Source organism: Streptomyces sp. NPDC028910 (assembly GCF_055564955.1).
The window spans coordinates 23,575-48,113 of sequence record NZ_JBVHVF010000005.1 but is presented as its reverse complement, the minus strand read 5'-3'; the positions used below and the strand labels follow the sequence as shown (position 1 = coordinate 48,113).

Sequence of the window (24,539 nt, the reverse complement as noted above, 5' to 3'; positions counted from 1 at the left end):
CCGCCGGGCCCCGGACAGGGCCTAGAAGAGGGTGCCTTCCTCCGGCGCGGCGAGTTCCTCCAGCAGCTCCGGTCCGTTGTTCCGGACGTTGCTCACGGCGGTGGACACCGGGTGGGCCCGCATCAGCCCGCCCGGCGGCGGGGTCAGCAGTTCCCGCAGCGAGCCCTCGGTGTCGGTGTTCGCGGGATCCAGCCAGGCGTCCCAGCGGTCCGGGGTCAGCATCAGCGGCATCCGCGGGTGGATGTCGGAGAGCGAGCGCGGCCCCTCGGCCGGGGCCACGCCCAGGGGTCCGGTCTCGGCCTCCGTGGTGATGACCGAGCAGGTGACCCACCAGGCGAGCGGGTGCTCGTCGGGCAGGGTCCGGTCGCGCCAGAACTCGTATATCCCGGCCATGGCGAAGACGGAGCCGTCGGCGGGGAGCACGAAGTAGGGCTGCTTGCGGGCCCGTTTCCGCTTCCCCTCCACCTCCAGCTGCCGCTCGTCGTGGGCGGTGACCCACTCGTAGTAGCCGTCGGCGGGGATGATGCAGCGGCGCTGCGCGAAGGGGCGGCGGAAGGACGGCTTCTCGTGCAGGGTCTCCGACCGGGCGTTGATCATCCGGGCGGCTCCGTCGGGGTTCTGCGCCCAGGAGGGGACCAGCCCCCACTTCAGGACCCGCAGCTGGCGAACCGGACGGGGGTGCGAGGCGTCTTTCAGGGGACGGTCGAGGACCACGTGGACCTCCTTCGTCGGCGCCACGTTCCAGTCGGGGGCCAGGGCCTCCTCCGGCTCCCACCTCTCGATGCCGAAGGCCTCCACGAGGTCCTCGGGCCTACGACTCGCCGCATACCGTCCGCACATGGCTGTCACACTGCCATGCCACCCGATGACCACCGCAAGGAGTCCGCCACCTCATGGACAGCAGCACCACGGCCGGCCTGTGGGACCGGCTCACGGGCATACAGACCCCGCCCGAACCGTGGCTGGTGATCGTGACCGGCCTGGTCGCGCTGGCCGCCGTAGGACCCCGCCCGCTGTGGCGGCTGACGCGCAACGCCATCACCATCGCCCACGAGGGCGGGCACGGCCTGCTGGCGCTGCTGACCGGGCGGCGGCTGAGCGGAATACGCCTGCACTCCGACACGAGCGGGGTCACCGTCAGCCGGGGCCGGCCGACCGGGCTCGGCATGATCGTGACGGCCGCCGGCGGGTACACGGCGCCCTCGCTGCTCGGGCTCGGCGGGGCGGCGCTGCTGTCCGCGCACCGGATCACGCTGCTGCTGTGGGCGGCCACCGCCCTGCTGCTGGTGATGCTGGTGATGATCCGGAACGCGTACGGGGCGCTGACGGTGGTGCTGACCGGCGGGACGTTCCTGCTGGTGTCCTGGCTGACCCCGGCCGAGGTGCAGGCCGCCTTCGCGTACCTGGTGGTGTGGTTCCTGGTGCTCGGCGGGGTCCGTCCGGTGTTCGAGCTGGGGGCCAAGCGCAGGAACGGCAGGGCGCCGGATTCCGATGCCGACCAGCTGGGACGGCTCACGCACTTGCATCCCGTGGTGTGGCTGCTCTTCTTCCACGTCGTCGCGCTGTGCTCGCTGGTCGGCGGCGGCCGCTGGCTGCTCGGCCTGTGACCGCCCTCTGAGACCGGGCGGCGATCAAGATCTGGCGCCGGAGGAAGCCACTAAAGTGGTGGCCATGACCGAGACCCCCGCGCTCCCCGCCCTCTGGCCCGCCCCGATTGCCGACGCAGCCGTCCACGCCACCGTCACCGTGCCCGGGTCCAAGTCGGTCACCAACCGGGCCCTCGTGCTGGCCGCGCTCGCCGCCGAGCCCGGCTGGGTGCGCCGGCCGCTGCGCTCGCGCGACTCCCAGCTGATGTCCGACGCGCTGCGCGCGATGGGCGTCGGCATCGAGGAGACCGTCTCGTCCAGCTCCGCCCGTTCCACCAGCGCCGCGGTGGGCGGCGAGGCCTGGCGGATCATCCCGGCGGCCCTGCACGGCCCGACGACCGTGGACGTCGGCAACGCGGGTACGGTCATGCGCTTCCTGCCGCCGGTCGCCACCCTCGCCGACGGCGACATCCGCTTCGACGGCGACCCGCGCTCCTACGAGCGACCGCTCGGCCAGGTCATCAGCGCCCTGCGCACCCTCGGCGCCCGGATCGACGACGACGGCCGGGGCGCCCTGCCCATGACCGTCCAGGGCGGCGGGGCCCTGGAGGGCGGCACGGTCGAGATCGACGCCACCAACTCCTCGCAGTTCGTCTCCGCGCTGCTGCTCTCCGCCCCGCGCTTCAACCAGGGCGTCGAGGTCCGGCACGTGGGCACCAACCTGCCGTCGATGCCGCACATCCGGATGACCGTGGAGATGCTGCGCGCGGCGGGCGCCCAGGTCGACACCCCCGAGGCCGGCGGCGAGAAGAACGTGTGGCGGGTGGCCCCCGGCGCACTGCTGGGCCGCGACATGGTGGTGGAGCCGGACCTCTCCAACGCGCAGCCCTTCCTGGCGGCTGCCCTCATCACCGGCGGCACGGTCACCATCCCGGACTGGCCGCGCCGCACCACGCAGCCCGGTGACGCCCTGCGCCGGATCTTCACGGAGATGGGCGGTTCCTGCGAGCTGACCGACGCGGGCCTGGTCTTCACCGGGACGGGCAAGATCCACGGCATCGACGTGGACCTGGGCGAGGTCGGCGAGCTCACCCCGGGCATCGCGGCGGTGGCGGCCCTGGCCGACTCCGAGTCGGTGCTGCGCGGGGTCGCCCACCTGCGGCTGCACGAGACGGACCGGCTGGCGGCGCTGACCAAGGAGATCAACGCGCTCGGCGGCGACGTCACCGAGACCGAGGACGGCCTGCGCATCCGGCCGCGCCGGATGCACGGCGGCGTGTTCCACACGTACGACGACCACCGGATGGCCACCGCGGGCGCGGTGATCGGCCTGGCGGTGGAGGGGGTACGGATCGAGAACGTGGCGACGACCGCGAAGACCCTGCCGGACTTCCCGGCGATGTGGACGGACATGCTCGCCGGTGATGCGGGGGATGCCCGTGATGCCGGTGATGCGGGCGATGGCGGTGGCCCCGGGGCGTCCGGAGCGGGTGCGGGAGCGTAGGGACCGTCATGCGCAGGTACGGCAAGCACACCGACGAGGACGACATCCGCCAGCGCCCCAACCCCAAGGGCAACCGGCCGCGGACGAGCATCCGCCCCAAGCACGAGGACGCCTCCGAAGGCTTCGTCCTGACGGTCGACCGCGGTCGGCTGACCTGCCTGGTCGAGGACCGCACCATCCTTGCGATGAAGTCCAGGGAGCTGGGCCGCAAGGCGGCGGTGGTCGGTGACCGGGTCTGGATCGTCGGTGACCTGTCCGGCAAGAAGGACACCCTGGCCCGGATCGTGCGGATCGAGGAGCGCAAGTCCGTCCTGCGGCGCACCGCCGACGACGACGACCCGTACGAGCGGGTGGTGGTCGCCAACGCCGACCAGCTGGCCATCGTCACGGCCCTGGCCGACCCGGAGCCGCGGCCCCGGATGATCGACCGCTGCCTGGTGGCGGCGTACGACGCCGGGCTGGAGCCGCTGCTGGTGCTCACCAAGTCCGACCTGACCTCCGCGGACAAGATCCTGGAGATCTACTCGACGCTCGGCCTGAACTACGTGGTGACCAATCGCGAGGAGCTCGCGACCGGCGACGCGGCCGCCAAGGTGCGCGAGCGCCTGGAGGGCCGGATCACCGCCTTCGTGGGGCACTCGGGCGTCGGCAAGACCACCCTGGTCAACTCCCTGGTGGCGCCGGACCGCAAGCGGGCGACCGGGGTGGTCAACGCGGTCACCGGGCGCGGCCGGCACACCACCACCTCGGCGCTGGCGCTGCCGCTGCCCGGGATGGAGGGCTGGGTCATCGACACCCCGGGCGTGCGTTCCTTCGGCCTGCACCACGTGGACCCCTCCCGGGTGATCCTGGCTTTCCCGGACCTGGTGCCGGGTACGGAGGAGTGCCCGCGCGCGTGCAGCCACGACGAGCCGGACTGCGCCCTCGACAAGTGGGTGGAAGACGGCCACGCGGACCCGGCGCGGCTGTATTCGCTGCGGCGGCTGCTGGAAACGCGGGAGCGTCGCGAAGGCGACTGATCCGCGCCCGGTCGCCCGGCGGGGTTTGCCACCGGCGGTGGCTGGTAAATGCATAATCCCACCAAGTGACGCGACGTCACGTGAGGCGGGGAGGCATTCGACATGGCGTGGCTGCTGGTCGTGGTCGCGGGACTCCTGGAGACCGGTTTCGCGGTCTGCCTGAAGCTTTCCCACGGATTCACCCGGCTGTGGCCGACCGTCGCCTTCGCGATCTTCGCGCTCGGCAGCTTCGGTCTGCTGACGCTGGCGCTCAAGAAGCTGGACGTGGGCCCGGCGTACGCGGTGTGGACGGGCATCGGGGCGGCCGGGACGGCGATCTACGGCATGGTCTTCCTCGGTGACCTGGTCTCCACCCTCAAGCTCATCTCGATCTCCCTGGTCATCCTGGGGGTCATCGGGCTCCAGCTGTCCGGGTCGGGGCACTGAGCGGCCTGAGCAGTCGCAGCAGCTCGTCCGCGCCCGGCTCCTCCCCGGGGGCGATCACGTAGGAGAGGGCGAGGCGTACGGCGAGCTCGCACCGCTGCGGATCCTCCCCCGGTGTGAGCGCGGCGGCCGCCCGGTCCCGGACGGCCCGGGCCAGCTCACCGGGCCCGGGCGCCCTGCCGCCCGCGGTCGGCAGGCCCGCGTCCCAGCTGCCGGTGAGCAGGGCCCGTACGAGGGGACGGGCGCGGGCCGCCCGTACGGTCCACTCGGCGACCGCGGCGAGCCGCTCGGGGGGCCGGGCCGGGGTGGCCAGGGCCCGGTCCACTCCGTCGAGGTACCGGTCGGCCTCCCGCCGGACCAGGGCGCGGCCCAGGCCCGCCTTGCCGCCGAACTCGTTGTAGAGGGTCTGCCGGGACACCCCGGCGGCGGCGGCCACGTCGACCATCCGCACGGACGGCCAGGGGCGCGCCGAGAGCGCCGCTCCCGCCGCCTCCAGCAAGGACTCCCGGGCTGCCGGCATCTTCGCCTCCCCGTCTGGCTCTGCGGCCAGAGTTGACGGGTCGACAGATCCTGTCAAGGGCGCGTCCCCTGTCAAGGGGAGGTCCGGCCGCACTGTGGACCTCGTTGGTCGGGGTGCGGGAGTCTCGATACTGTTCGGGCATGCCCGAGTATGACGATGACCTGCGCCTTGCCCTGGAGCTCGCCGACGCGGCGGACGCCACCACGATGGAGCGGTTCCGTGCGCTCGACCTGAAGGTCGAGACGAAGCCGGACATGACCCCGGTGAGCGAGGCGGACAAGGCCGCCGAGGAGGTCATCCGGGCCGGCATCGCGGCCGCGCGGCCCGAGGACGCGATCCTGGGCGAGGAATACGGCCTGAAGGGCAGCGGTCCGCGCCGCTGGGTCGTGGACCCGATCGACGGTACGAAGAACTACGTGCGCGGGGTCCCCGTCTGGGCGACGCTGATCTCCCTGATGGCCGAGGGCGCCGACGGCGTCTTCCGCCCGGTGGTGGGCGTGGTCTCCGCGCCGGCGCTGGGCCGCCGCTGGTGGGCGTCGCAGGGCGGGGGCGCGTACGCGGGCGGCGCGCTCGGCGAGCCCACCCCGATCGGCGTGTCCCAGGTGAGCGATCTGGGCGACGCCTCGTTCGCGTACTCCTCGCTGAGCGGCTGGGAGGAGCAGGGCCGGCTCGCCGGGTTCCTGGACCTGACCCGCGCGTGCTGGCGTACCCGCGGCTACGGGGACTTCTGGCCGTACATGATGGTCGCCGAGGGCTCGCTGGACCTGTGCGCCGAGCCGGAGCTGAACCTGTGGGACATGGCGGCCATCGCGGTGGTCGTCCAGGAGGCCGGCGGCCGCTTCACCAGCCTGGACGGGGTGGACGGCGTGCACGGCGGGAACGCGGCGGCCTCGAACGGTCTGCTCCACGAGGAGATGCTGGAGCTGCTGCGCCCGCGCGCCTGAGCATCTCGCCGCGCGTGCGCCCTTGTTGGCGGTGCGTGTCCGTGGGAATCTGAGAATCCTCCGCTTGTGCGCTTGTGAATCCTTTCTCTAGGATCCTCCGGGCGCACCACACCCGAGCGGAGGGACTCACCCAGGAGGTGGCTCTCTACATGCTCGTCCGTGACGCCATGAGCACCGTGATACTCACCCTCGGACCCGCACACACCCTCCGGCAGGCGGCCTGCCTGATGTCCGGCCGACGCGTCGGCGCGGCCGTCGTCCTCGACCCCGACCACAGCGGAATCGGCATCCTGACCGAGCGCGACATCCTCAACTCGATCGGCGCGGGCCACGATCCCGACCAGGAGTCCGTGGGCGAGCACACCACCAACAACGTCGTGTTCTGCACCCCCGACGCCACCGTGCAGGACGCCGCCGAGGCGATGGTCCACGGCGGCTTCCGGCATCTGATCGTGCTGGAGCACGGCGGCCCGGTGGGCATCGTGTCCGTCCGCGACGTCATCCGCTGCTGGGTGCCGGCGCGGCGCACGGTCTCCGCGTAGGCGCCACCGATCGCAAACGACGCCGGGCCGGAAGCCTCCGAGGAGGGTTCCGGCCCGGCGTCCTGCTACGACAAGCGGTCTGTTCAGCCGCGAAGGGCCTGGACCGCGGCTTCCAGCCGCTTGCCGAAGTCACCGTCCGCCTGGCGGAAGTTGTTGATCGCACGCTCGACGATGTCGTCACGGGAGACCTTGGCGATGAAGCCGGACAGGTTCTCGATCAGACGGGACTTCTCGTCCTCGGAGTACAGGCGGTAGAGGTTGCCCGCCTGGACGAAGTCGTTGTCCTCGCGGTGGACCGGCGCGGCGTGGTTGCCGGTGGCGCCGGTCAGCGCGACGGGCTGCCACAGCGGACGGTCGGTCTGGTGCGGGCCGCCGAAGCTGTTGGGCTCGTAGTTCTTCGCGCCCTTGTGACGGCCGTCGTACAGGTAGCCGTCGCGGGAGTTGGTGCGCGCCTCGGTGGCGTGCGGGCGGTTGACCGGCAGGTGGTCGGCGTTGATGCCGACGCGGTAGCGGTGGGCGTCGCCGTAGCCGAAGAGGCGGCCCTGGAGCATCTTGTCCGGGGAGGGACCGATGCCGGGGACGAAGTGCGCCGGGGAGAAGATCGACTGCTCGACCTCGGCGAAGACGTTCTCCGGGTTGCGGTTGAGCTCCAGCTTGCCGATCTCGATCGGCGGGTAGTCCTCGTGCGGCCACACCTTGGTGAGGTCGAACGGGTTGAAGCGGTAGTCGGCCGCCTCGGCCGCCGGCATGATCTGGACCTGCACGGTCCAGGACGGGAAGTCGCCGCGCTCGATGGCCTCGCGCAGGTCGCGCTGGTGGGAGTCGGGGTCCTCACCGGCGAGCTTGTTGGCCTCGGCCTGCGTGAGGTTCTTGATGCCCTGGTCGGTCTTGAAGTGGTACTTGACCCAGAAGACCTCGCCGGCCTCGTTGTTCCACTGGAACGTGTGCGAGCCGTAGCCGTTCATGTGGCGGTAGGACGCCGGGATGCCTCGGTCACCGAACAGCCAGGTCACCTGGTGGGTGGACTCGGGCGACAGACCCCAGAAGTCCCAGACGTTGTCCGCCTCCTGCGAGCCCGTGTACGGGTCGCGCTTCTGGGTGTGGATGAAGTCGGGGAACTTGATGGCGTCCTTGATGAAGAACACCGGGGTGTTGTTGCCGACGAGGTCGTAGTTGCCCTCTTCGGTGTAGAACTTCAGCGCCCAGCCGCGGGGGTCGCGCACCGAGTCGGCGGAACCGAGGTTGCCAGCGACGGTGGAGAAGCGCAGGAACGTTTCGGTCTGCTTGCCGACCTCGGAAAGGAACGCGGCCCGGGTCCACTGCGAGACGTCACGGGTCAGCGTGAAGGTGCCGTACGCTCCGGCGCCGCGGGCGTGCACCACGCGCTCCGGGATGCGCTCGCGGTTGAAGCGCGCGAGCTTTTCGAGCAGCAGCTGGTCCTGGACCAGAACGGGACCGCCGACGCCAGCCGTCTCGCTGTTCTGGTTGTCGGCGACCGGAGCCCCAGCCTCCGTGGTGAGCGGTCCCTGCGTCACGTGCGCCTCCTGCGTCATACCTGCATGTCCTGTCCTTGGCGTTTGCCGTAACCGATCCTACAATGGACTTTGTCTAAGTCAAGCAAGCATCCAAGTCCGCACCGGTTCGGGAGTTACACCGGATCGCCTCGCTGTTAGGCTGGTGTCCATGAGTGACCTGCTGGAACGACTTCGCGGACGCGGCTGGCGCATGACGGCGCAGCGGCGTGTCGTGGCCGAGGTGCTCGACGGTGACCACGTGCACCTGACGGCCGACGAGGTACACGCGCGCGCCGTGGCGAAACTGCCCGAGATCTCCCGCGCGACCGTCTACAACACGCTGGGCGAGCTCGTCACCCTGGGCGAAGTCCTGGAAGTCTCCACGGACCGCCGCGCCAAGCGGTACGACCCGAACGCCCACCGGCCCCACCAGCACCTGGTCTGCGCCCAGTGCGGAGCGATCCGCGACGTCCACCCGGCGGGCAACCCGCTGGCCGACCTGCCGGACACGGAGCGCTTCGGCTTCGTCGTGTCGGCGGTGGAAGTGACGTACCGCGGCGTCTGCCCGAACTGCGCGGGCGCCTGAGCCACAGCGCGAGGGCCCGACCCCACGGGGTTCGGGCCCTTGGCATACGAAAACGACTCAGGGCCCGGATCCATGGGATCCGGGCCCTGAGTCTTCAGTAGCGGGGACAGGATTTGAACCTGCGACCTCTGGGTTATGAGCCCAGCGAGCTACCGAGCTGCTCCACCCCGCGTCGGTAAACCCAACGTTACGTGAGACCCCCCGGCAGATGCAAATCGGTTAACCGGCACATCCAGCCCCGCCGGGACCATCCAGCCCCGCCGGCGCTTGAGGCGCTCTTTCAGCCCCGCCGGCGTTTGAGGCGCGGGGGTCCGGGGGCAGCGCCCCCGGCAACGGCGCCGCACCCGGCATCGGCGCCGCACGCACCCGGCACCGCAGAGCCTCCGGCCAGGGTCACGCCGACAGCTCCTCCGCCAGCGCTTCGCGCAGCCTGCCCGCCCGCTCCGAAACCTCCGCCGGCCCCAGCTCCATGGCCCGCACGCACCACTTCTGCCCCTCCGCCAGGTCCCCGTGGCGAGCCGCCAGCAGCCCCAGCCGCAGCGCGGCACGCCCGTGCCCCGCCACCGCCGCCCGGGTCCACCACAGCGCGGCCTCCGGCTCGCTCCCCTCGCGGGCCAGCAGCAGCCCCAGGTTGAACGCTCCGTTCCGGGACCCGGCCTCGGCCGCCTCCCGGTACCACCGAGCGGCGACCGCCAGGTCACCGCGGGCGGCTGCCAGCATGCCGACCCGCACCTGGGCCCGGCGGTGCCCCAGCTCGGCGGCCCGCTCGTACCACTCCTCGCTCTCGGTGCGCGGGGCGCTGCCCACCGGCTCGCCCAGGGCCACCGGCTCCGGGGGCGGAGCCAGCGACTCGAGCAGCGCGGCCAGCCGGAAGGCCGCCTCCGCGCTGCCGCCGCCCGCCGCGCAGCGCAGGTGCCGCTCGGCCGCCCGCTCCTCACCGTCCCGCACCAGCGCGATCCCGACCTGGAGCGCCGCATCGGTGTGGCCGGCCGACGCGGCCCGCTCGTACCACTTCAGCGCCGTGCGGTCCTCGTCCCGGCTGGCGAACAGGATCCCGAGGTTGAACGCGGCGTCCACGCTGCCCGCCTCCGCCGCCTTCGAGAACCACGGCTCCGCTCCCGCCGCGTCCCCGACCTGCAGCAGCATGATGGCCAGCGCGTTGGCCGCCTCGCGGTGCCCGGCGTAGGCCGCCCGGCGGTACCACTGCTCGGCCTGCGCGGTCCGATCCTGTGCGACGCACAGCAGAGCAAGGTTGTACGCCCCGTTTTGATCGCCCGCGTCCATGGCGGTCCGGTACCAGCGCTCCGCGGTCTGGGTCTCGCCGCGCGCGGCGTGCAGCGCGCCCAGCGCGTTCGCGGCGTTGCCGTCGCCGTCCTGTGCGGCCCGGTGCCACCACGCGGCCGCGCTGTCCTCGTCGCCGGCGTCGCGCAGCAGGAAGCCGAGGGCGCACGCGGCGCGCGCCTCCCCCTGCTTGGCGGAGGTCAGGTACCAGCGCCCGGCCTCCTTGAGCTCCCCGCGCGCCTCCAGCAGCGCGCCCAGGTGCAGTGCGGCGCGGCGGTGCCCGCGCGCCGCGGCCTGCCGGTACCACTGCTCCGCTTCGGCGGGATCGCCCTTGCGCAGGTGCCTCGCCAGCCGGTACGCGGCTTCGCGGTGCCCCTGTTCGGCGGCAGCGCGGAACCACCGCTCCACACCCTTGTCCCCGCGGTGCTCCAGCAGGTCGGCCAGCCCGTACGCACCCAGCGCGTGGCCGGACTCCGCCGCCTGCCGCAGCCAGTACTCGGCGGCGGGCTCGTCCCCGCGCTCACGGAAGTGCCGGCCCAGGGCGTGCGCGGCCGGCGCCGATCCGGCGACGGCGGCGACCCGCCACCAGCCCGCGGCGTCCTCGGGGTAGCCCCGCTGGTGCAGCAGCACGCCGAGGTTGTTCGCGGCGGCGCGGTCCCCCTCGGCGGTGGCCCCCCGCAGGTACGGCTCGGCCCCGTCCAGGTCACCGCGGCGCAGCAGCAGCGCGCCGAGCACGCTCATGGCGCCCGGGTCGCCCTTGTCGGCGGCCACCCGGTGCCGGGCTTCCAGCTCGGCGTCGCTCGCCGCGTCGGTCTCGGCGAACACGTCCTCCGTGCTGTGCTTGTCCAAGAAGTCCGCATCGGTCAATGCGGTCTGCGCGGCGGCGACCGGCGCCGCCCCCTTGGCCTCCGTGCCCGATTCCGCCTCCGCCCTCACAAACCGCCCTGTCTCCAGCAGAGTTGACCTGTCCCCCATAAATCCCATCGTCGCATCACCTGCTACCCGCGTACACCTGGTATGTCGCAGTCAGTGAGGTCACTACAGCGTTTTGTCGACATGCCCACAGTGGGGTAAGTCAAACACGCTCCACCGACAACTCACCCGCCCCAGCTACCTCGTGTCCGTCCCGGGCATGACGAAGGCCCGGATCCCATGGATCCGGGCCTTCATCTTCAGTAGCGGGGACAGGATTTGAACCTGCGACCTCTGGGTTATGAGCCCAGCGAGCTACCGAGCTGCTCCACCCCGCGTCGGTGAAACCACAGTATCACGACGCGGGACGGAGCCTTTACCCATGATCGTCAGCCGCCCGGCTGGGGAGCGGTCAGCTTCGCCTCCGCGTCGATCGCCCGCTTCAGCGCCGCCTTGATCTCCTCCTGGGCCTTGCCGAAGGCCGCCCAGTCGCCGGCCTGCCTGGCCTTCTCGGCATCCTCGACGGCCTTCTGCGCGTCGGCGAGGGCCGCCCTGACCGTCGGGTCCTGGGCGGTGGGCGGCGGGGTGGTGCCGTCGCCCGGCGGCTGGGTCGGGGGCACCGGCGTGGTCGGGGCCTCCGCCCCGAAGACCACGTTCAGCGCCTTCTCCAGCGTGTCCTCGAAGGCGGTCTGGCCTCCGTAGGTCACCAGCACCTTGCGCAGCAGCGGGTACTTGAGACCGGAGCTCCGGACGTACACCGGCTCGACGTAGAGCATCCCGTCGTCGAGCGGGACCGCGAGCAGGTTCCCGTACTCGATCTCCGAGTCACCACCGCGCAGCAGGCGGATGGACTCGGCGATCTTCGGTTCGGACTGGAACTTGCTCTGCACCTGGCTCGGGCCGTCCGGCGGCTTGCTGGTCGGCATCTTCAGGACTCTGATCTTGCCGTAGTCCGGGGAGCCAGGGTCCGCGTTGACCGCCATGAAGGCACTCAGGTTGGGCCGCCCGTTCGGCGTGAACGTCGAGGTGAGCGAGAAGACCTGGTCCTTCTCCTTCTGGCCCGGCATCTTCATCGACAGGTAGTACGGCGGAACCGCCGTGCCCGCCTTGGTCGTCGGGTCGTCCGGGACCGCCCACGCCTCACTGCCGCTGAGGAAGGTCTGCGGGTCGGTGACGTGGTAGCGGGTCAGCAGCTCGCGCTGGACCTTGAAGAGGTCCTGCGGGTAGCGCAGGTGGTCCATGAGCGGCTTGGAGATCTCGCTCTTGGACTTCACCGTGCCCGGGAACGCCTTCATCCAGGTCTTCAGGACCGGGTCCTCGGCGTCCCACTGGTACAGGGTGACCGTGCCGTCATACGCGTCGACGGTGGCCTTCACCGAGTTGCGGATGTAGTTGACCTGGTTCTCCTGCGCCACCACCGCGCGCTGGCTGTTGGTCAGCGAGTCCGCGGTGCTCTGGCCCAGCGTGGTGCGCGAGGCGTACGGGTAGCCGTTGGTGGTCGTGTACGCGTCGACGATCCAGACGACCCGCTTGCCGATGACGGCCGGGTAGGGCGCGCCGTCGATGGTCAGCCACGGGGCGACGGCCTCGACGCGGTCCTTCGGCGTGCGGTTGTAGAGGATCCGCGAACCCTCGCCGATGGCCCCCGAGTAGAGGATCTGCGGCTCGCTGAAGGTGAGCGCGTAGGCGGCCCGGTTGACCGGGTTGTCGAGGTTGACGCCGGAGTCGCCCTTGTAGCTGGTCTCCTTCTCGCCCTTGTCGTCGGAGTAGTCGAGCTCCTTCTGCGGCCCGCCGACGATCGAGTACTGCTTCGTCTGCTCGCCGTAGTAGATGCGCTGCTCGAAGTCCGTGCCGAACATGCCCTTGGAGGGGAGGTCGGACTGGGTGAAGTCCGGGGCGCCCTGGTCGCCGACGGTGGTGCCCTTGGCCGCGACCACGCCGTAGCCGTGCGTGTACTTGAAGTGGTCGTTGATCCAATTGTTCTTCGGGATGCCGCCGATGTTCAGCTCGCGCAGCCCGATGACCGTGTCCTGGCCGCTGTACCGGTCCACGGCGAGCGTGGACGGGAAGGCGTAGTAGCCCTTGACCTGCTGGAGCTGCTGGAAGGCGGGCGAGACGATGTTCGGGTCGAGGATCCGGACGCTGGCGGTCGTGTCGGCCTGCTGGCGCAGGACCGTCTTGTCCGTCTTCGGATTCGGCACGCCCGCGTAGTCCGTGACCTGGGAGCCGGCGATCCCGTAGGCGTCGCGCGTGGCCTTGATGTTCTTCTGGACGTACGGGGATTCCTTGGCCTGCTCGTTCGGCTGGACCTGGAACTTCTGCACGATCGCCGGGTAGAGCCCGCCGATCAGGATCGCCGAGAGCACCATCAGACCGAAGCCGATGACCGGCAGCTGCCAGGTGCGGCGCCACAGCGTCGCGAAGAAGAGCACGGCGCAGATCGCGGCGATGGCGACGAGGATGGTCTTCGCCGGCAGGTAGGCGTTCGCGTCGACGTACCGCAGGCCCGTCCAGTTGTCCGCGGCCTTGAAGTCACTGGACTTCACGGCCAGGCCGTACCGGTCGAGCCAGTACGCGAGCGCCTTGAGCGTGACGAAGAGGCCGAGCAGCACCGACAGGTGGCCGGTCGCGGCGGCGGTGGCCCGGGCGCCCGGGCTCGTCACGCGCAGTCCGCCGTACAGGTAGTGCACGACGGCCGCGGCGATCACCGACAGCACGACGGCGGCGAAGCCGAAGCCGAGCAGGAAGCGGTACCAGGGCAGGTCGAAGGTGTAGAAGGACACGTCCATGTGGAACTGCGGGTCCTTCGTACCGAAGGTCACCCCGTTCACGTACATGAGCCAGGTCTTCCACTGGCCGGCCGCCGAGGCGCCCGCGATCAGGCCGACGAGCACGGCGATGCCCAGGAGCAGCCACTTCTTGTACGGGGCGATGCTCATCCGGTAGCGGTCGAGGCTCTGCTGCTCCATCGACATCGCGCTGAGCGGCGGCCGCAGCCGGTACGCCAGCCAGATGTTGAAGCCGACGGCACCGGCCATCAGCAGGCCGAAGACGGCGAAGAGGCCGATCTTGGTCCACAGGGTGGTGGTGAAGACGGTGGAGTACTTCACGGAGCGGAACCAGAGCCAGTCCGTCCAGAACCCCGCGAACATGATGAAGAGCATGGCCAGGACGGCCAGCACGCCCAAGGTCATGAGGAGAGTGCGGGCTCGCCGGGACGGGCGGCCGACTCTCATCCGTGGCCCGGAAGGGCCTCCGCCGCGGTCCGGCATCTGGAAAGCCAAGGTGCGCACCTCGAAAGTCGCTGAGTCTGGTAATGAACGGGCCCCCGATCGTAGAGCCCACTCATGCAACTTACTGAGGCTTTAGTCAGTTCCCGGTATCCGGCGGAAAGGAGGCAGGATGTTTCCCATGTCCAACCTTTCACCTTCCCCCGGCACTCCCATGGCGGCCAGCCCGCTGACCCGTGCCTGCCTCGAGATCGACGAGTACGCGGCCGGCCTCGGCTGGGACAAGCCCGCGCGGCTCTTCGCGCTCGTCGACACCGCCCGGCTCAAGAAGCAGGAGCCGCGCCTCGCCTCCCAGCTCGGCCTCGACCAGGACGACGCCGGCAAGAGCTCCCTCACCCCCATCGAGCAGGACGAGGTCCCGGCCGGGACCCCTCTCGACAAGTTCCTGGGCACCATCGCCTGGCCCGACGCCGTCGTCGGCTGTGCGCTGACGGTGGAGCGGCTGATGCTGCCGCCGTCCGCGGAGGCCTCCGTACCGGAGGGGCTGAGCGACAAGCAGCTGGCGAAGTGGGTCGCGGGACACCCGGAGCGGCAGGAGGTGCGCCTGACCGTGGCCGTACTGCGCGACGGCTCGCGCGAGTCGGCCGTACGGCTGCGCGAGAAGGACTCCTCGACCGAGGTCCTGACCGGCGGGAACCTGGTGCCCGGGCTGGCGGAGGCGCTGGCCGCGACCTTCTCGTAGGCCGCTTCGGGGCGCTCCGGGCCGTTTCAGGCTGCTTCAGGCGGCTTCAGGCCGCTTTGCTGGGCGGACCGGTCAGGGCTTGGCGCCGCACTGCGGCAGCCCGGCCGTGTCCCCCTTGCTGATCTTCTCCAGTGACTTCGTGGCGTCTTCGATGGTGGATACCTTCACCAGGGTCAGCCCGGCGGGCACGTCGACGGACGCGGCAGCGCAGTTGTCGGCGGGCGTCAGGAAGTACTGGGCGCCGGCCTGGCGCGCTCCGATGGTCTTCATCTGGATGCCGCCGATCGGGCCGACCTTGCCCGCTTCGTCGATGGTGCCGGTGCCCGCGACGAACTTCCCGCCGGTCAGGTCCTGCGGGGTGAGCTTGTCGACGATGCCGAGGGCGAACATCAGACCGGCGCTCGGGCCGCCGACGTCGGCGAGCTTGATGTCGATCGTGAAGGGGAAGGTGTAGTCGGTGCCCGCCCGGATGCCGACGATCGCGTGTCCGTCGCCCTCCGCCTTGCCCGCGGTGATCGACACCTTCGTCGCACCGGTGGGCTCGCGGTTCGCCTTCGCCGCCTCGGCCGCCTCCGCGGCGGGCACGACGGTGAACTCGACCGTCTCGCCGGGCTTGTGCTTGGTGACGAGCTTGGCGACGTCCTCGGGGGCGGTGACGGGGGTGCCGTCCACGGCCTTGATCACGTCACCGGCGTGCAGCCGGCCTTCGGCGGGGCTCGCCTTGACGACGGAGGAGACGATCACCCGGGCACTGACCGGGATGCCGAGCTGCTTCAGGGCCGCCACCTTGGCGCTCTGCTGCGAGTGGCTGAACTCCTCGGCGTTCTCCTGGGTGGACTCCGCGTCCGTCTTGCCGTTCGGGTAGAGGTTCTCGTGCGGGACGACGATGTTGTCGCCGGCCAGCCACCCGTACACCGCTTCCAGCAGGTTCATGTCGTAGTCCGCGCCCGTGACGCGGACCGTCGTCATGTTGAGGTGACCGCTGGTCGGGTACGTCTTGCGACCCGTGATGCTGAGAACGGGCTCGCCACGCGAATCCCCGAGCGTGTTCACGGTCGGGCCGGGACTCATCTCCGAGTACGGGACCCTGATGAACACCCCTGCGCAGAGCAGCGCGAACAGCACCAGGGTGGAAGCGAGCATCGTCGCAGTGCGGCGTGGCATGGTTCCGACAGTACGGGACGGCCTTGACCGGCGGCCCCCGGGGCCGGTCCGTACGGGACCCCGGGCGGAACTCTCAGGGGAATCTCACGGGCGGAACGGGGACGAGGGCGGGACGGCGGGACGGGACCGACGCGACGCGAGGCGTCAGACGGCGTCGGAACCGGAGTGAGCCTCTGCCTTCACCTGCACCCTGACCTGATCAGCACTGCTCATGGCTTCACGGAAGCGCGCGTATCCGGCGAGCTCGGATATGTCACCTTGGGTGCGGTCGCGTGCCGCCCAGCTCCCCCATATGCCCGCTCCGATCGCCGCGAACAGCGGAATCAGCAACCACGCCAGAGACGCCATGGGCGTGCCTCCCTACCCCGGATTACGCATCGTTGGTGGCTTCAACGCTCGTGCCCGTGGGGGGGTTACGCAAATCGAGGGCGTGTTGCGCGGCCGAACGGGTGCGAGGTTACCCCCATCCGGGGGCCGCTCCCCGACCGGGGGGTTCAGCAGGCCCCGACCCATTCCTCCGTGCCGTCGGCGAAGGTCTGGTGCTTCCAGATCGGGACCTCGTGCTTGAGGTCGTCGATCAGCATCCGGCAGGCATCGAAGGCCTCGCCGCGGTGCGGGCAGGAGACGGCGACGACGACCGCCAGGTCGCCGACGGCGAGGTCGCCCACGCGGTGCACGGCGGCCAGGGCGCGGACCGGGTACTTCGCCACGACGCGCTCGGCGACCCGTCGCATCTCGGCCTCGGCCGTCGGGTGGCAGGAGTAGCCGAGCGAATCGACGTCCGCCCCGCTGTCGTGGTTGCGCACCGTGCCGACGAAGAGCGTCGTCCCGCCGGTCGCGTCGTCGCCGACGGCCTGGAAGACCTCGTCGATCGAGAGCGGGGTGTCACGGATCTCGAGCAGCCGGATCGGGTCCTGAGCGGCCTGCTCGCCGGGGTGATCGAAGTGCGGTGCCATACCGTCCATCGTGCCCTAGCCACTGACATGGCGAAATAGCAGATTCACCCGGGCCGGCCCCACCCCCTTGGGAGCCTCCTACAGAACCCGGGCCGATCCTGCCCGCCGGCAAATCCAGCCCCGCCGGCGTTTGAGGCGCGGGGTCGGGGGCGGAGCCCCGGAAGCCCGGGCGCAGCCCGGGGCCGCTTGCGCAGCGGCGCCGCAGGCGGGCGGTCAGATCCCGCGCCGCTTCCGCGCCCGGCGGACCGCGGCGGCGGCGCCCAGCAGGGCCACCGTCGCGCCCGCCGCCCCCGCGGCCGTCGCGGCGTCCTTGCGACCCAGCCGGCGGCCCGCGACCGTGTGGCGGCCCGCGACCTCCTGGAGGAGCTCGGCGAGCACCTCCTCGTTGGTCCAGCGCGGCCGCCAGCCCGCCGCGTGCAGCCCGCTCACGCTGACCACCCACGGGTGCATCGTGTACGCGAGGTCGCCCGCCGGGGAGGGCGTCAGGCCGATCCGGTGCAGCCGGGCCGCCGCGCCCAGCGCGACCGCCGAGGGGAGCTCCATCCGGCGGATACCGCTCAGCTCCTCGACCTCCTCCTGCTCCAGCCACCCCTCGCAGCCCACGGCCAGCTCGCCCTCGACCTTTTCCAGGGCCGCGTACTCCAGGGCGCTGACCAGGTCCTCCACATGGCAGAACTGCCACGTCGGGCGGGAACCCGCCACCACGAGCAGGCGCGGGGACTCGAAGTACCGGGTCAGGGCGGTGTCCGTACCGCCGACCAGGACCGCCGGGCGGATGACGGTGACGTTCAGGCCGGGGTGGGCGCGGGGCGCCCGGCGGCCGAGGCGCTCGATCTCCAGCAGGTCGCCGACGCCGGTCGCCTCGGCGGTGGCCCGCAGCTCGGAGTCCTCCGACAGCGGGATGTCGTTGTCCGGCAGGGCCCCGTAGACCATCGCCGAAGTGCAGAGCACGACCCGGTGCACGCCGGCCGCGGCGGCCGCCGTGAGGACGGTCTGCGTCCCGCGCACGTTGTACGCCGTACGGGCGGCCGGGTCCGTCTCCAGATCGAGGTCCAGGGCGAGGTGGACCACGACGTCCGCGCCGCGCAACTTCTCCGCGATCGCGGGGTCCCGTACGTCCAGGATGTGCCACTGCGCGGTCGCGCAGTCGCCCCGTCGCTCGTCGATGGCGACGACCTGCTTGACCTCGTCGGAGGCGGCCAGGCGGCTGACCAGGGCGGCGCCGACACCCGACGCGGCGCCGGTCACGGCGATCACGGGGCTGCGTCGCAGGTGGCCGGCCGTGTTTCGCGGCTGGCGAACGCCGGGGGCGCTGTCACCGTGCTCGTCCGAGCTGTGCTTGTCCGAGCTGTGCTTGTCCAAAGCGTGCGGATCTGGGGAACTCACCGGGCGTCTCCAGCGGTTGTCTTCAGTAGGGACGCGCCGTGACGCGTACCCACCAGGTGATGTCCATCCTGCCGCAGCCCAGGAGCCGGCGGAGCACCGAGCCCGTATGCGGCTCTGGTGTCTACGCTGGGTGGTGTTGTCGGACCATTGCCCGTCGGCTCCCGCCGGCGGCCCTACGAGCCGAGGAAACCCGTGAGCGACACCCCATTCGGATTCGGCCTTCCGCCGGAGGAGCCGGACAACGGCGACGAAGGCAAGAAGAAGGGCGACCAGGGCGGCCAGGGCGGCCCCGCGAATCCCTTCGGGTTCCCCGGCATGGGCCTGCCGGGCAGCGCGGGCGGCCTCGGCGGCGCGGACAATCCGTTCGCCGCGATGTTCGGTTCGATGAACCCCAACGACCTCGGTGCGGCCTTCCAGCAGCTCGGTCAGATGCTCAGTTACGAGGGCGGTCCCGTGAACTGGGACATGGCCAAGGACATCGCCCGCCAGACCGTCGCGCAAGGCACGTCGGACGGCGTGAAGGACGCGAGCGTCGGCATCGCCGAGAAGTCCGCCGTCGAGGAGGCCGTGCGGCTCGCCGACCACTGGCTGGACGGCGTGACGTCACTGCCCTCGGGTGCCACCACGGCCGTGGCGTGGAGCCGCGCCGAGTGGGTCGAGGCGACCCTTCCGGTGTGGAGGGAGCTCGTGGACCCGGTCGCCGAGCGGGTCGGCGCGGCCATGGGCAGCGTCCTGCCCGAGGAGATGCAGGCCATGGCGGGCCCGCTGCTCGGCATGATGCGCTCCATGGGCGGGGCCATGTTCGGTCAGCAGATCGGCCAGGCCGTGGGCGTGCTCGCGGGCGAGGTCGTCGGCTCCACCGACATCGGGCTGCCGCTGGGCCCGGCCGGCAAGGCCGCGCTCCTGCCGCTGAACATCGAGGGCTTCGGCAAGGACCTGGGCGTCCCCTCCGACGAGGTGCGGCTGTACCTGGCGCTGCGCGAGGCGGCCCACGCCCGGCTCTTCGCGCACGTGCCGTGGCTGCGCTCGCACCTGTTCGGCACGGTGGAGGGCTACGCCCGCGGCATCAAGGTCGACACCTCGAAGCTGGAGGACGTGGTCGGCCAGCTGGACCCGTCGAATCCGGAGCAGTTGCAGGAAGCGCTGCAGGGCGGCATGTTCCAGCCGCAGGACACCCCCGAGCAGAAGGCCGCCCTGGCCCGCCTGGAGACCGCGCTCGCGCTGGTCGAGGGCTGGGTCGACGCCGTGGTGCACGAGGCTGCCAAGCCCCGGCTGACCTCGGCGGACGCGATGCGCGAGACGATGCGGCGGCGGCGCGCCTCGGGCGGCCCGGCGGAGCAGACCTTCGCCACGCTGATCGGCCTGGAGCTGCGCCCGCGCCGGCTGCGCGACGCCTCACGCCTGTGGGCCTCGCTCACCGACGCGCGGGGTGTGGACGGCCGCGACGGGCTGTGGGAGCACCCGGACATGCTGCCGACGGCCTCCGACCTGGACGACCCGGACGGCTTCGTGCACCGCGAGCAGCTGGACTTCTCCGAGATCGACAAGATGCTCGGCGAGGCCGCCGAGAAGCGTGACCAGCGCGATCAGGGCGGTCAGGGCGGTCAGGGAGACGGCGGGGGCGAAGAGAAGAAGTGAGCCTGTACGACGACGCGGTCCTCGTCCTGAAGGGCTACGAGGACCAGTCCGAGCTGCGCGACGTCTACCTGGGGCACCTCGCCGCCCATCCGGACGGGGTCTACAAGCCCTGCGGGGCCGGGCACGTGACCGCCAGTGCGCTGGTGATCGACCCGGCACGCGGGCGCGTCCTGCTGACCCTGCACAAGAAGCTGGGCATGTGGCTGCAGATGGGCGGGCACTGCGAGCCCGGCGACGACACCCTCGTCGCGGCGGCGCTGCGCGAGGCCCGGGAGGAGTCGGGCATCGCGTCCGGGCTGAGCGTGCTGCCCGGCGGCCCAGTGCGCCTGGACCGGCATCCGATCCCGGCGCCGTGCAACTGGCACCTGGACGTGCAGTACGCGGCGCTGGCTCCGGCCGGCGCGGTGGCGGAGATCAGCGAGGAGTCCCTGGACCTGCGGTGGTTCCCGTACCAGGAGGTGGCGGCGGTGGCCGACACCTCCGTCGTACGGCTGCTGGAAGCGACCTTGGCACGGCTCGCCGGCTGAGCGCAGGTGCGCGTACGACGCCGAAGGGGCGGCCCCTGACGGAGCCGCCCCTTCGCCGTGCCGGTGCCGCTCAGTTCCAGGCGTTGTTCTGGTTCTGCGCGTGGGCGCCGTGCTGGCCCATGCCGAACTGCGCCGCGACGCCCTGTCCGACCTGAGCGTTCTGCGGCGGCAGCACCTCGCTGGGCTGCACCAGCGCGATGCCGGTGCCGAGGAAGCTGAGCTCCCAGCCCTCGCCGGTGTTGCCGCGCCGCCGCCACACTCCGCTGGAGTGCGTCTGGGCCTGCATCTGCACACGGAGCGAGGTCGACCAGGCGACGATGGCGTCCGCGTCGACGTTCACGTACTTGTCGGGCGTGACGTGCATCATCAGCGGCTGCCCGGAGGTCATCAGCGCGACCTTGCCACGACCGGTGATGTTGAGCTGATACTTGCCGGAACCGGAGATTCCGTACTGGCTGTCCACCGCGATGACCTCGGTGTGCAGGGTGGAGTCCAGGGCCAGGACGTAACTGCTGTCGACAGTCAGGCCTTCCTGTTCCACGTCCACCACGTGCACGTACTGGGCCAGGTTGGCCAGATAGACCGTGCCCTGCCCGGAGCAGCGCATGAGGTCCAGGCCCTCGCCGGTGCGGCGACGGGCGTTGCGTTGGCCGGTGCTCTGGTATTCGCCGTCGAAGTCGATGAGCCCCTGGTAGGCGACCATCGCGCCCTTGCGGGCGAGTACGTCGTCGGTGCCGCTCAGCGAGACCCGCAGCAACTGCGGGTTCTGGACGGTGTACCGGTCCTGGGACTGCGCCTCGGCGTGGGCGAAAAGTGCGCTCTGCATGATGTGTCCGCTCCCCCTCAGCCCCGGACCCGGAGCCGGTCGGTGCTGTCCTCGCTGGGCTGTACGACGACGATGCCCTGGCCGGAGAAGGCCATCTGGTAGGCCTCCCCGCTGCCCCGGCCGATCATCGACGAGGCCTTGAAGCTGCGCTTGCCCTTGACCTTGAGATTCGGCGACCAGGCGACGAGCGCGTCCGGGTCGACGTACGTCTCGTCCTCGCCGCGGCCGCAGTCGACCACGATCGGGGTGCCGCGGGAGGTCAGGGCCACCCAGCCCGTGCCCGCGATCTCCACGTTGAACAGGCCCTGGCCGGCGAACTTGGCGAGACCCTTGACCCGCTCGACGCCCCACTGGAGGTGGGCGTCGAAGGCGAGCAGGTTGGTGCCGTTGACGGAGAGCGAGTCGTTGTTGAGGTTGATGACGACGACGTCGGCGCCGTAGTCGGCGAGGTAGAGCAGGCCGTCGCCGGTGCACTTCATCAGCGGTGCGCCTTCGCCGGTGACCCACTGCGCGGCCATCTGGCGGACGGCCGGCGGGTTGGGCTCGTACTGCACGAAGCCCTCGTAGGCGACCATCGAGCCGGTGCGGGCGAAGAGGTCCTGGCCGCTCTGCATGGCGACCTTGAGCATGGCCCGGCCGTGGTTCTCCATGCGGGCCGTGACGGGGGTCGGGGCGTAGCCCGCGAGCTGCTGGTTCATTGCGTTCATGTCGGGCTCCCTCAGACCTCGTACGGCTGGACGACGATGAAGTTGCCGGGAGCGCCGCGGAACTGGAGGTTCACGGTCTCCCCGCTGTGGCCGGGGTAGGCGTTGCGCCGCAGCCGGACCTGGCTGGACAGGACCACCTGCGCGGCGGAGGACCACGCGACGATGGCGTTGCTGTCCGCGAAGGTGGTCGGGGTGACGGGCAGGACCACCGGGACGCCGTGCGTCTTGACGATCACCGTGCCGGTGCCCTGGAACTGCATGGTGAACAGGGCGCCGCCGGGGATGCCGTGGCCCTCGATCCGGCGGACCTCGTGCTGGAGCGACTCGTCGAAGGCGAGGACGGCCTCGGCGGAAACGCAGATCCCGTCGCCCTGGAGCTCGATGGCGTGCAGGTGGGCGCCGTTCTCGGCGAGGAAGACCTGGCCGCGGCCGGTGCAGCGCATGAGCTGCATCTCCTGGCCGGTGGCATTGCCGACGATGCGGCCGGCGAAGCCCGCGCCCTTGTAGCTGAAGTCGACCTTGCCCTGGTACAGGACCATGCTGCCCTGGCGGGCGAGGACGGCCTGGCCGCCCATCGCGAGGTCGACGCGCATGAGTTGCTGGTTCTGCGGGGTCCAGCGGGAGCCGGTGGGGGCTTCCTTGTACGGCTGGAGCGCGGCGGCGAGGCCGGCTGCGACGGGGGCGGCGGCCTGGGGGGTATAGCCGGGCTGCTGACCGTACGCGGGCGGCTGCTGGCCGGGGACCTGGCCCGGGACCTGGCCTGGGACCTGGCCGTAACCCGGCTGCTGCCCGTAGGGGGCGGGCGCCGGAGCGGGCGGCGGGACCTGGCCCGGGTACTGGCCGGGGACCTGGCCGGGGACCTGACCGTACGAGGGCTGCTGCGGCGGCTGCCCGTACGGCGCGGGGGCCGGCGGGGCGAGCGGCGCGGCCATGGTGGGCGCGGCGTGCGCCGGAGCGGGGGCCGCGGGCTGCTGGTACTGCGGCTGCGGGGCGGCGGGCGCGGGCGCGCCGAAGGACGGCGCGGGGGCCGGGGCCTGCGGGGCCTGCTGCGCCGGGGCCGGAGCACCGAAGGACGGAGCCGGGGCGGCCGCCTGCGGCGGCGGGGCGAATCCGGGCGAGGCGGCGGCCGGGGCCGGAGCCTGCGGCTGCGCCTCTTCGGCGACCTCGCCGCCGAAGTTCCTCAGCAGCGCGTCGAGCCCGCCGTCGAAGCCCTGGCCGACGGCGGCGAAGCGCCATACGTCCTTGAGGTAGAAGTCGCCGAGCATCACGGCCCGCTCGGTGGTGAACTCCGCGCCGGTGAAGGCGTACCGGACGACCTCTTCGCCGCCCGCCACGATCCGGATGTAGCCCGGGCCGATCTGCGACATCTGTCCGGCGCCGTCGATGGTCGCGGTGAAGGACAGCTTGTGGATGGACGCCGGGATGCGGTCCAGTGTCACCCGGAAGGATTCGGTGTCACCGGACTGCGCACCGAGTTGCTGAATGGACTCTTCCGGCGACTTCGGCTGGTTGAAGAAGACGAAGTAGCGGTCGTCCGACAGCTGCTCATTGGCGTCGAGGCCGAAACAGCTGATGTCGAAGGCGAGTCCGGGCCCGGCGATCTGGACGCCCACGTACAGATCGGTGCCCGCCGTCAGATCACTGATCTTGGCCTTGTGGCCGCGTTGGAATTCCCTGGCCATACGTAACGACCGTCCCCCATCCCGACTGTGAATACGTGCCGCTCAGGCTAACGGCAACTGCCGACATCCGGCCAAGTCGGTACCGACCCGGTACATATCACGGTGTGTGACATGGCGGCGGTCGCGGGCCTTCGGGCTCATTCCTCGCGGGCGGCGGGGACCTTCGGCAGGCGTTCGGCCGCCACCACTCCCTCCAGGTACCCGCGGGCCCGCTCGGTGCGCGGGTACGGCTCCAGCAGTTCCCAGAAGCGGGGCCCGTGGCCGGGTACGAGGAGGTGGGCCAGCTCGTGCAGGAGCACGTAGTCGACGACGTACTCCGGCATCCCCTGGAGGCGGTGGGAGAGCCGGATGCTGCCTTCGGCCGGGGTGCAGGAGCCCCAGCGGGTGTTCTGGTTGGTGACCCAGCGGACCGAGCGGGGGCGGGCCCGGCCGCCGAAGTACTGCTCGGACAGACGTTCGGCGCGCTCGGTGAGTTCCGCGTCGCCGATGGTGCGCTTGCTCTCCTGGGCGGCCAGCTTGTCGAGCATGACGCCCACCCAGCGCCGCTCCTCCGCCTCGGACATCCGGGCAGGGATGAGGACGACCGTACGGTCACCCTCGCGGTAGGCGGATACGGTCCTGCGGCGGCGCGCGCTCCGGCGGACTTCGACGGCGCGCTGCGGGGGGTCGGCGGACACGCCACGACGGTACCCGGTAGCGGTGGCCGAAGTCCCGTCCGTCCATGGTTCGAACGCGAGCGATGCGCAGCCGATATCCGGAACGGCATTTCCCTTCATCTCATATGCCTAATACGCCTTGCCTGTGGACAAATTCCTGCACGGGTGGGGGCGGACGGGCAGTGTTGCGGAGG

At 71.2% G+C, this 24,539-nt stretch carries 23 protein-coding genes and 2 tRNA genes; 10 read left to right on the top strand and 15 right to left on the bottom strand.

Features of this window, described 5'->3' with window-relative positions:
• Nucleotides 1-21 precede the first annotated feature (21 nt).
• Nucleotides 22-840, bottom strand: coding sequence for an SOS response-associated peptidase (locus ACZ4TV_RS09155; protein WP_468132356.1), 819 nt, complete (start codon nucleotides 838-840; stop codon nucleotides 22-24).
• A 53-nt stretch (nucleotides 841-893) separates the two neighbouring features.
• Between ACZ4TV_RS09155 and ACZ4TV_RS09150 the strand changes: the two genes are divergently transcribed.
• The 4 genes from ACZ4TV_RS09150 (at nucleotide 894) to ACZ4TV_RS09135 (ending at nucleotide 4,535) form a co-directional block, all read left to right on the top strand.
• Complete coding sequence (locus ACZ4TV_RS09150; protein ID WP_468132354.1) at nucleotides 894-1,607, top strand: M50 family metallopeptidase; 714 nt, start codon at nucleotides 894-896, stop codon at nucleotides 1,605-1,607.
• Nucleotides 1,608-1,671: 64 nt separating this feature from the next.
• Nucleotides 1,672-3,090 (top strand): 3-phosphoshikimate 1-carboxyvinyltransferase, encoded by a 1,419-nt coding sequence (aroA, locus tag ACZ4TV_RS09145; RefSeq protein ID WP_468132352.1) that lies wholly within the window; start codon nucleotides 1,672-1,674, stop codon nucleotides 3,088-3,090.
• Nucleotides 3,091-3,098: 8 nt separating this feature from the next.
• Complete coding sequence (gene rsgA, locus ACZ4TV_RS09140) at nucleotides 3,099-4,109, top strand: ribosome small subunit-dependent GTPase A (RefSeq protein ID WP_468132350.1); 1,011 nt, start codon at nucleotides 3,099-3,101, stop codon at nucleotides 4,107-4,109.
• 102 nt (nucleotides 4,110-4,211) lie between these two features.
• Complete coding sequence (locus tag ACZ4TV_RS09135) at nucleotides 4,212-4,535, top strand: DMT family transporter (protein WP_468132349.1); 324 nt, start codon at nucleotides 4,212-4,214, stop codon at nucleotides 4,533-4,535.
• Here ACZ4TV_RS09135 and ACZ4TV_RS09130 read toward each other — a convergent pair.
• Nucleotides 4,501-5,052 carry a TetR/AcrR family transcriptional regulator gene (locus ACZ4TV_RS09130; RefSeq protein WP_468132347.1) on the bottom strand — a complete coding sequence of 184 codons (552 nt, stop codon included), beginning with the start codon at nucleotides 5,050-5,052 and terminating at the stop codon, nucleotides 4,501-4,503. The genes ACZ4TV_RS09135 and ACZ4TV_RS09130 overlap by 35 nt on opposite strands.
• A 140-nt stretch (nucleotides 5,053-5,192) precedes the next feature.
• Between ACZ4TV_RS09130 and hisN the strand changes: the two genes are divergently transcribed.
• On the top strand, nucleotides 5,193-5,996 hold the full coding sequence (hisN, locus tag ACZ4TV_RS09125) for a histidinol-phosphatase (protein WP_468132345.1): 804 nt from the start codon (nucleotides 5,193-5,195) through the stop codon (nucleotides 5,994-5,996).
• 149 nt (nucleotides 5,997-6,145) lie between these two features.
• Nucleotides 6,146-6,538, top strand: coding sequence for a CBS domain-containing protein (locus ACZ4TV_RS09120; protein WP_468132343.1), 393 nt, complete (start codon nucleotides 6,146-6,148; stop codon nucleotides 6,536-6,538).
• 83 nt (nucleotides 6,539-6,621) lie between these two features.
• Here the strand turns inward: ACZ4TV_RS09120 and ACZ4TV_RS09115 are convergent, their stop codons facing one another.
• The gene (locus tag ACZ4TV_RS09115) at nucleotides 6,622-8,091 is read right to left on the bottom strand and encodes a catalase (RefSeq protein ID WP_468132341.1); all 1,470 of its coding nucleotides are present in this window, start codon (nucleotides 8,089-8,091) and stop codon (nucleotides 6,622-6,624) included.
• 130 nt (nucleotides 8,092-8,221) lie between these two features.
• Between ACZ4TV_RS09115 and ACZ4TV_RS09110 the strand changes: the two genes are divergently transcribed.
• Complete coding sequence (locus ACZ4TV_RS09110) at nucleotides 8,222-8,638, top strand: Fur family transcriptional regulator (RefSeq protein ID WP_069921860.1); 417 nt, start codon at nucleotides 8,222-8,224, stop codon at nucleotides 8,636-8,638.
• 98 nt (nucleotides 8,639-8,736) lie between these two features.
• Here the strand turns inward: ACZ4TV_RS09110 and ACZ4TV_RS09105 are convergent.
• From ACZ4TV_RS09105 to ACZ4TV_RS09090, 4 genes are all read right to left on the bottom strand, one after another.
• Nucleotides 8,737-8,810: transfer RNA gene (locus ACZ4TV_RS09105), tRNA-Met, on the bottom strand.
• A gap of 221 nt (nucleotides 8,811-9,031) precedes the next feature.
• On the bottom strand, nucleotides 9,032-10,894 hold the full coding sequence (locus tag ACZ4TV_RS09100) for a tetratricopeptide repeat protein (protein ID WP_468132338.1): 1,863 nt from the start codon (nucleotides 10,892-10,894) through the stop codon (nucleotides 9,032-9,034).
• Nucleotides 10,895-11,095: 201 nt separating this feature from the next.
• Nucleotides 11,096-11,169 (bottom strand) — tRNA-Met (locus ACZ4TV_RS09095).
• Between the two features lie 51 nt (nucleotides 11,170-11,220).
• Complete coding sequence (locus ACZ4TV_RS09090; protein ID WP_468132336.1) at nucleotides 11,221-14,124, bottom strand: UPF0182 family membrane protein; 2,904 nt, start codon at nucleotides 14,122-14,124, stop codon at nucleotides 11,221-11,223.
• Nucleotides 14,125-14,242: 118 nt separating this feature from the next.
• On the opposite strand from ACZ4TV_RS09090, the gene ACZ4TV_RS09085 reads away from it, so the two are divergent.
• A complete protein-coding gene (locus ACZ4TV_RS09085) occupies nucleotides 14,243-14,803 on the top strand; it encodes a PPA1309 family protein (RefSeq protein ID WP_468132334.1) in 561 nt (186 codons plus the stop codon).
• Nucleotides 14,804-14,875: 72 nt separating this feature from the next.
• Here ACZ4TV_RS09085 and ACZ4TV_RS09080 read toward each other — a convergent pair whose 3' ends face one another.
• From ACZ4TV_RS09080 to ACZ4TV_RS09065, 4 genes are all read right to left on the bottom strand, one after another.
• On the bottom strand, nucleotides 14,876-15,967 hold the full coding sequence (locus ACZ4TV_RS09080) for a YlbL family protein (protein ID WP_468132332.1): 1,092 nt from the start codon (nucleotides 15,965-15,967) through the stop codon (nucleotides 14,876-14,878).
• 144 nt (nucleotides 15,968-16,111) lie between these two features.
• Nucleotides 16,112-16,315 (bottom strand): hypothetical protein, encoded by a 204-nt coding sequence (locus ACZ4TV_RS09075; protein ID WP_468132330.1) that lies wholly within the window; start codon nucleotides 16,313-16,315, stop codon nucleotides 16,112-16,114.
• 146 nt (nucleotides 16,316-16,461) lie between these two features.
• Nucleotides 16,462-16,923, bottom strand: coding sequence for a molybdenum cofactor biosynthesis protein MoaE (locus ACZ4TV_RS09070; RefSeq protein ID WP_468132328.1), 462 nt, complete (start codon nucleotides 16,921-16,923; stop codon nucleotides 16,462-16,464).
• A gap of 213 nt (nucleotides 16,924-17,136) precedes the next feature.
• Nucleotides 17,137-18,195 carry an SDR family oxidoreductase gene (locus ACZ4TV_RS09065; RefSeq protein ID WP_468132840.1) on the bottom strand — a complete coding sequence of 353 codons (1,059 nt, stop codon included), beginning with the start codon at nucleotides 18,193-18,195 and terminating at the stop codon, nucleotides 17,137-17,139.
• 306 nt (nucleotides 18,196-18,501) lie between these two features.
• On the opposite strand from ACZ4TV_RS09065, the gene ACZ4TV_RS09060 reads away from it, so the two are divergent.
• Together ACZ4TV_RS09060 and ACZ4TV_RS09055 are read left to right on the top strand one after the other, a co-directional pair.
• Nucleotides 18,502-19,947, top strand: a complete 1,446-nt coding sequence (locus ACZ4TV_RS09060; protein ID WP_468132326.1) for a zinc-dependent metalloprotease — start codon at nucleotides 18,502-18,504, stop codon at nucleotides 19,945-19,947.
• Entirely contained in the window at nucleotides 19,944-20,474 is a 531-nt protein-coding gene (locus ACZ4TV_RS09055) for an NUDIX hydrolase (RefSeq protein ID WP_468132324.1), read from the top strand. The genes ACZ4TV_RS09060 and ACZ4TV_RS09055 overlap by 4 nt, the downstream gene beginning before the upstream one ends.
• Before the next feature lie 70 nt (nucleotides 20,475-20,544).
• Here ACZ4TV_RS09055 and ACZ4TV_RS09050 read toward each other — a convergent pair whose 3' ends face one another.
• The 4 genes from ACZ4TV_RS09050 to ACZ4TV_RS09035 all read right to left on the bottom strand — a co-directional run bounded on the left by ACZ4TV_RS09050 (nucleotide 20,545) and on the right by ACZ4TV_RS09035 (nucleotide 24,465).
• On the bottom strand, nucleotides 20,545-21,300 hold the full coding sequence (locus ACZ4TV_RS09050; RefSeq protein ID WP_468132322.1) for an AIM24 family protein: 756 nt from the start codon (nucleotides 21,298-21,300) through the stop codon (nucleotides 20,545-20,547).
• Between the two features lie 17 nt (nucleotides 21,301-21,317).
• Nucleotides 21,318-21,998: an AIM24 family protein gene (locus ACZ4TV_RS09045; protein WP_468132838.1), complete on the bottom strand. Its 681-nt coding sequence runs from the start codon at nucleotides 21,996-21,998 to the stop codon at nucleotides 21,318-21,320.
• Nucleotides 21,999-22,018: 20 nt separating this feature from the next.
• Nucleotides 22,019-23,689, bottom strand: a complete 1,671-nt coding sequence (locus ACZ4TV_RS09040; RefSeq protein WP_468132320.1) for a TerD family protein — start codon at nucleotides 23,687-23,689, stop codon at nucleotides 22,019-22,021.
• Between the two features lie 137 nt (nucleotides 23,690-23,826).
• On the bottom strand, nucleotides 23,827-24,465 hold the full coding sequence (locus tag ACZ4TV_RS09035; protein WP_468132318.1) for a M48 metallopeptidase family protein: 639 nt from the start codon (nucleotides 24,463-24,465) through the stop codon (nucleotides 23,827-23,829).
• Nucleotides 24,466-24,539: the final 74 nt, after the last annotated feature.

Coding starts and splice junctions, on each gene's coding strand:
- ACZ4TV_RS09155 (WP_468132356.1), bottom strand. CDS start 840: ATGTGCGGACGGTATGCGGCGAGTCGTAGGCCCGAGGACCTCGTGGAG.
- ACZ4TV_RS09150 (WP_468132354.1), top strand. CDS start 894: ATGGACAGCAGCACCACGGCCGGCCTGTGGGACCGGCTCACGGGCATA.
- aroA (WP_468132352.1), top strand. CDS start 1,672: ATGACCGAGACCCCCGCGCTCCCCGCCCTCTGGCCCGCCCCGATTGCC.
- rsgA (WP_468132350.1), top strand. CDS start 3,099: ATGCGCAGGTACGGCAAGCACACCGACGAGGACGACATCCGCCAGCGC.
- ACZ4TV_RS09135 (WP_468132349.1), top strand. CDS start 4,212: ATGGCGTGGCTGCTGGTCGTGGTCGCGGGACTCCTGGAGACCGGTTTC.
- ACZ4TV_RS09130 (WP_468132347.1), bottom strand. CDS start 5,052: ATGCCGGCAGCCCGGGAGTCCTTGCTGGAGGCGGCGGGAGCGGCGCTC.
- hisN (WP_468132345.1), top strand. CDS start 5,193: ATGCCCGAGTATGACGATGACCTGCGCCTTGCCCTGGAGCTCGCCGAC.
- ACZ4TV_RS09120 (WP_468132343.1), top strand. CDS start 6,146: ATGCTCGTCCGTGACGCCATGAGCACCGTGATACTCACCCTCGGACCC.
- ACZ4TV_RS09115 (WP_468132341.1), bottom strand. CDS start 8,091: ATGACGCAGGAGGCGCACGTGACGCAGGGACCGCTCACCACGGAGGCT.
- ACZ4TV_RS09110 (WP_069921860.1), top strand. CDS start 8,222: ATGAGTGACCTGCTGGAACGACTTCGCGGACGCGGCTGGCGCATGACG.
- ACZ4TV_RS09100 (WP_468132338.1), bottom strand. CDS start 10,894: ATGGGGGACAGGTCAACTCTGCTGGAGACAGGGCGGTTTGTGAGGGCG.
- ACZ4TV_RS09085 (WP_468132334.1), top strand. CDS start 14,243: ATGTCCAACCTTTCACCTTCCCCCGGCACTCCCATGGCGGCCAGCCCG.
- ACZ4TV_RS09080 (WP_468132332.1), bottom strand. CDS start 15,967: ATGCCACGCCGCACTGCGACGATGCTCGCTTCCACCCTGGTGCTGTTC.
- ACZ4TV_RS09075 (WP_468132330.1), bottom strand. CDS start 16,315: ATGGCGTCTCTGGCGTGGTTGCTGATTCCGCTGTTCGCGGCGATCGGA.
- ACZ4TV_RS09070 (WP_468132328.1), bottom strand. CDS start 16,923: ATGGCACCGCACTTCGATCACCCCGGCGAGCAGGCCGCTCAGGACCCG.
- ACZ4TV_RS09050 (WP_468132322.1), bottom strand. CDS start 21,300: ATGCAGAGCGCACTTTTCGCCCACGCCGAGGCGCAGTCCCAGGACCGG.
- ACZ4TV_RS09045 (WP_468132838.1), bottom strand. CDS start 21,998: ATGAACCAGCAGCTCGCGGGCTACGCCCCGACCCCCGTCACGGCCCGC.
- ACZ4TV_RS09040 (WP_468132320.1), bottom strand. CDS start 23,689: ATGGCCAGGGAATTCCAACGCGGCCACAAGGCCAAGATCAGTGATCTG.
- ACZ4TV_RS09035 (WP_468132318.1), bottom strand. CDS start 24,465: ATGAAGGGAAATGCCGTTCCGGATATCGGCTGCGCATCGCTCGCGTTC.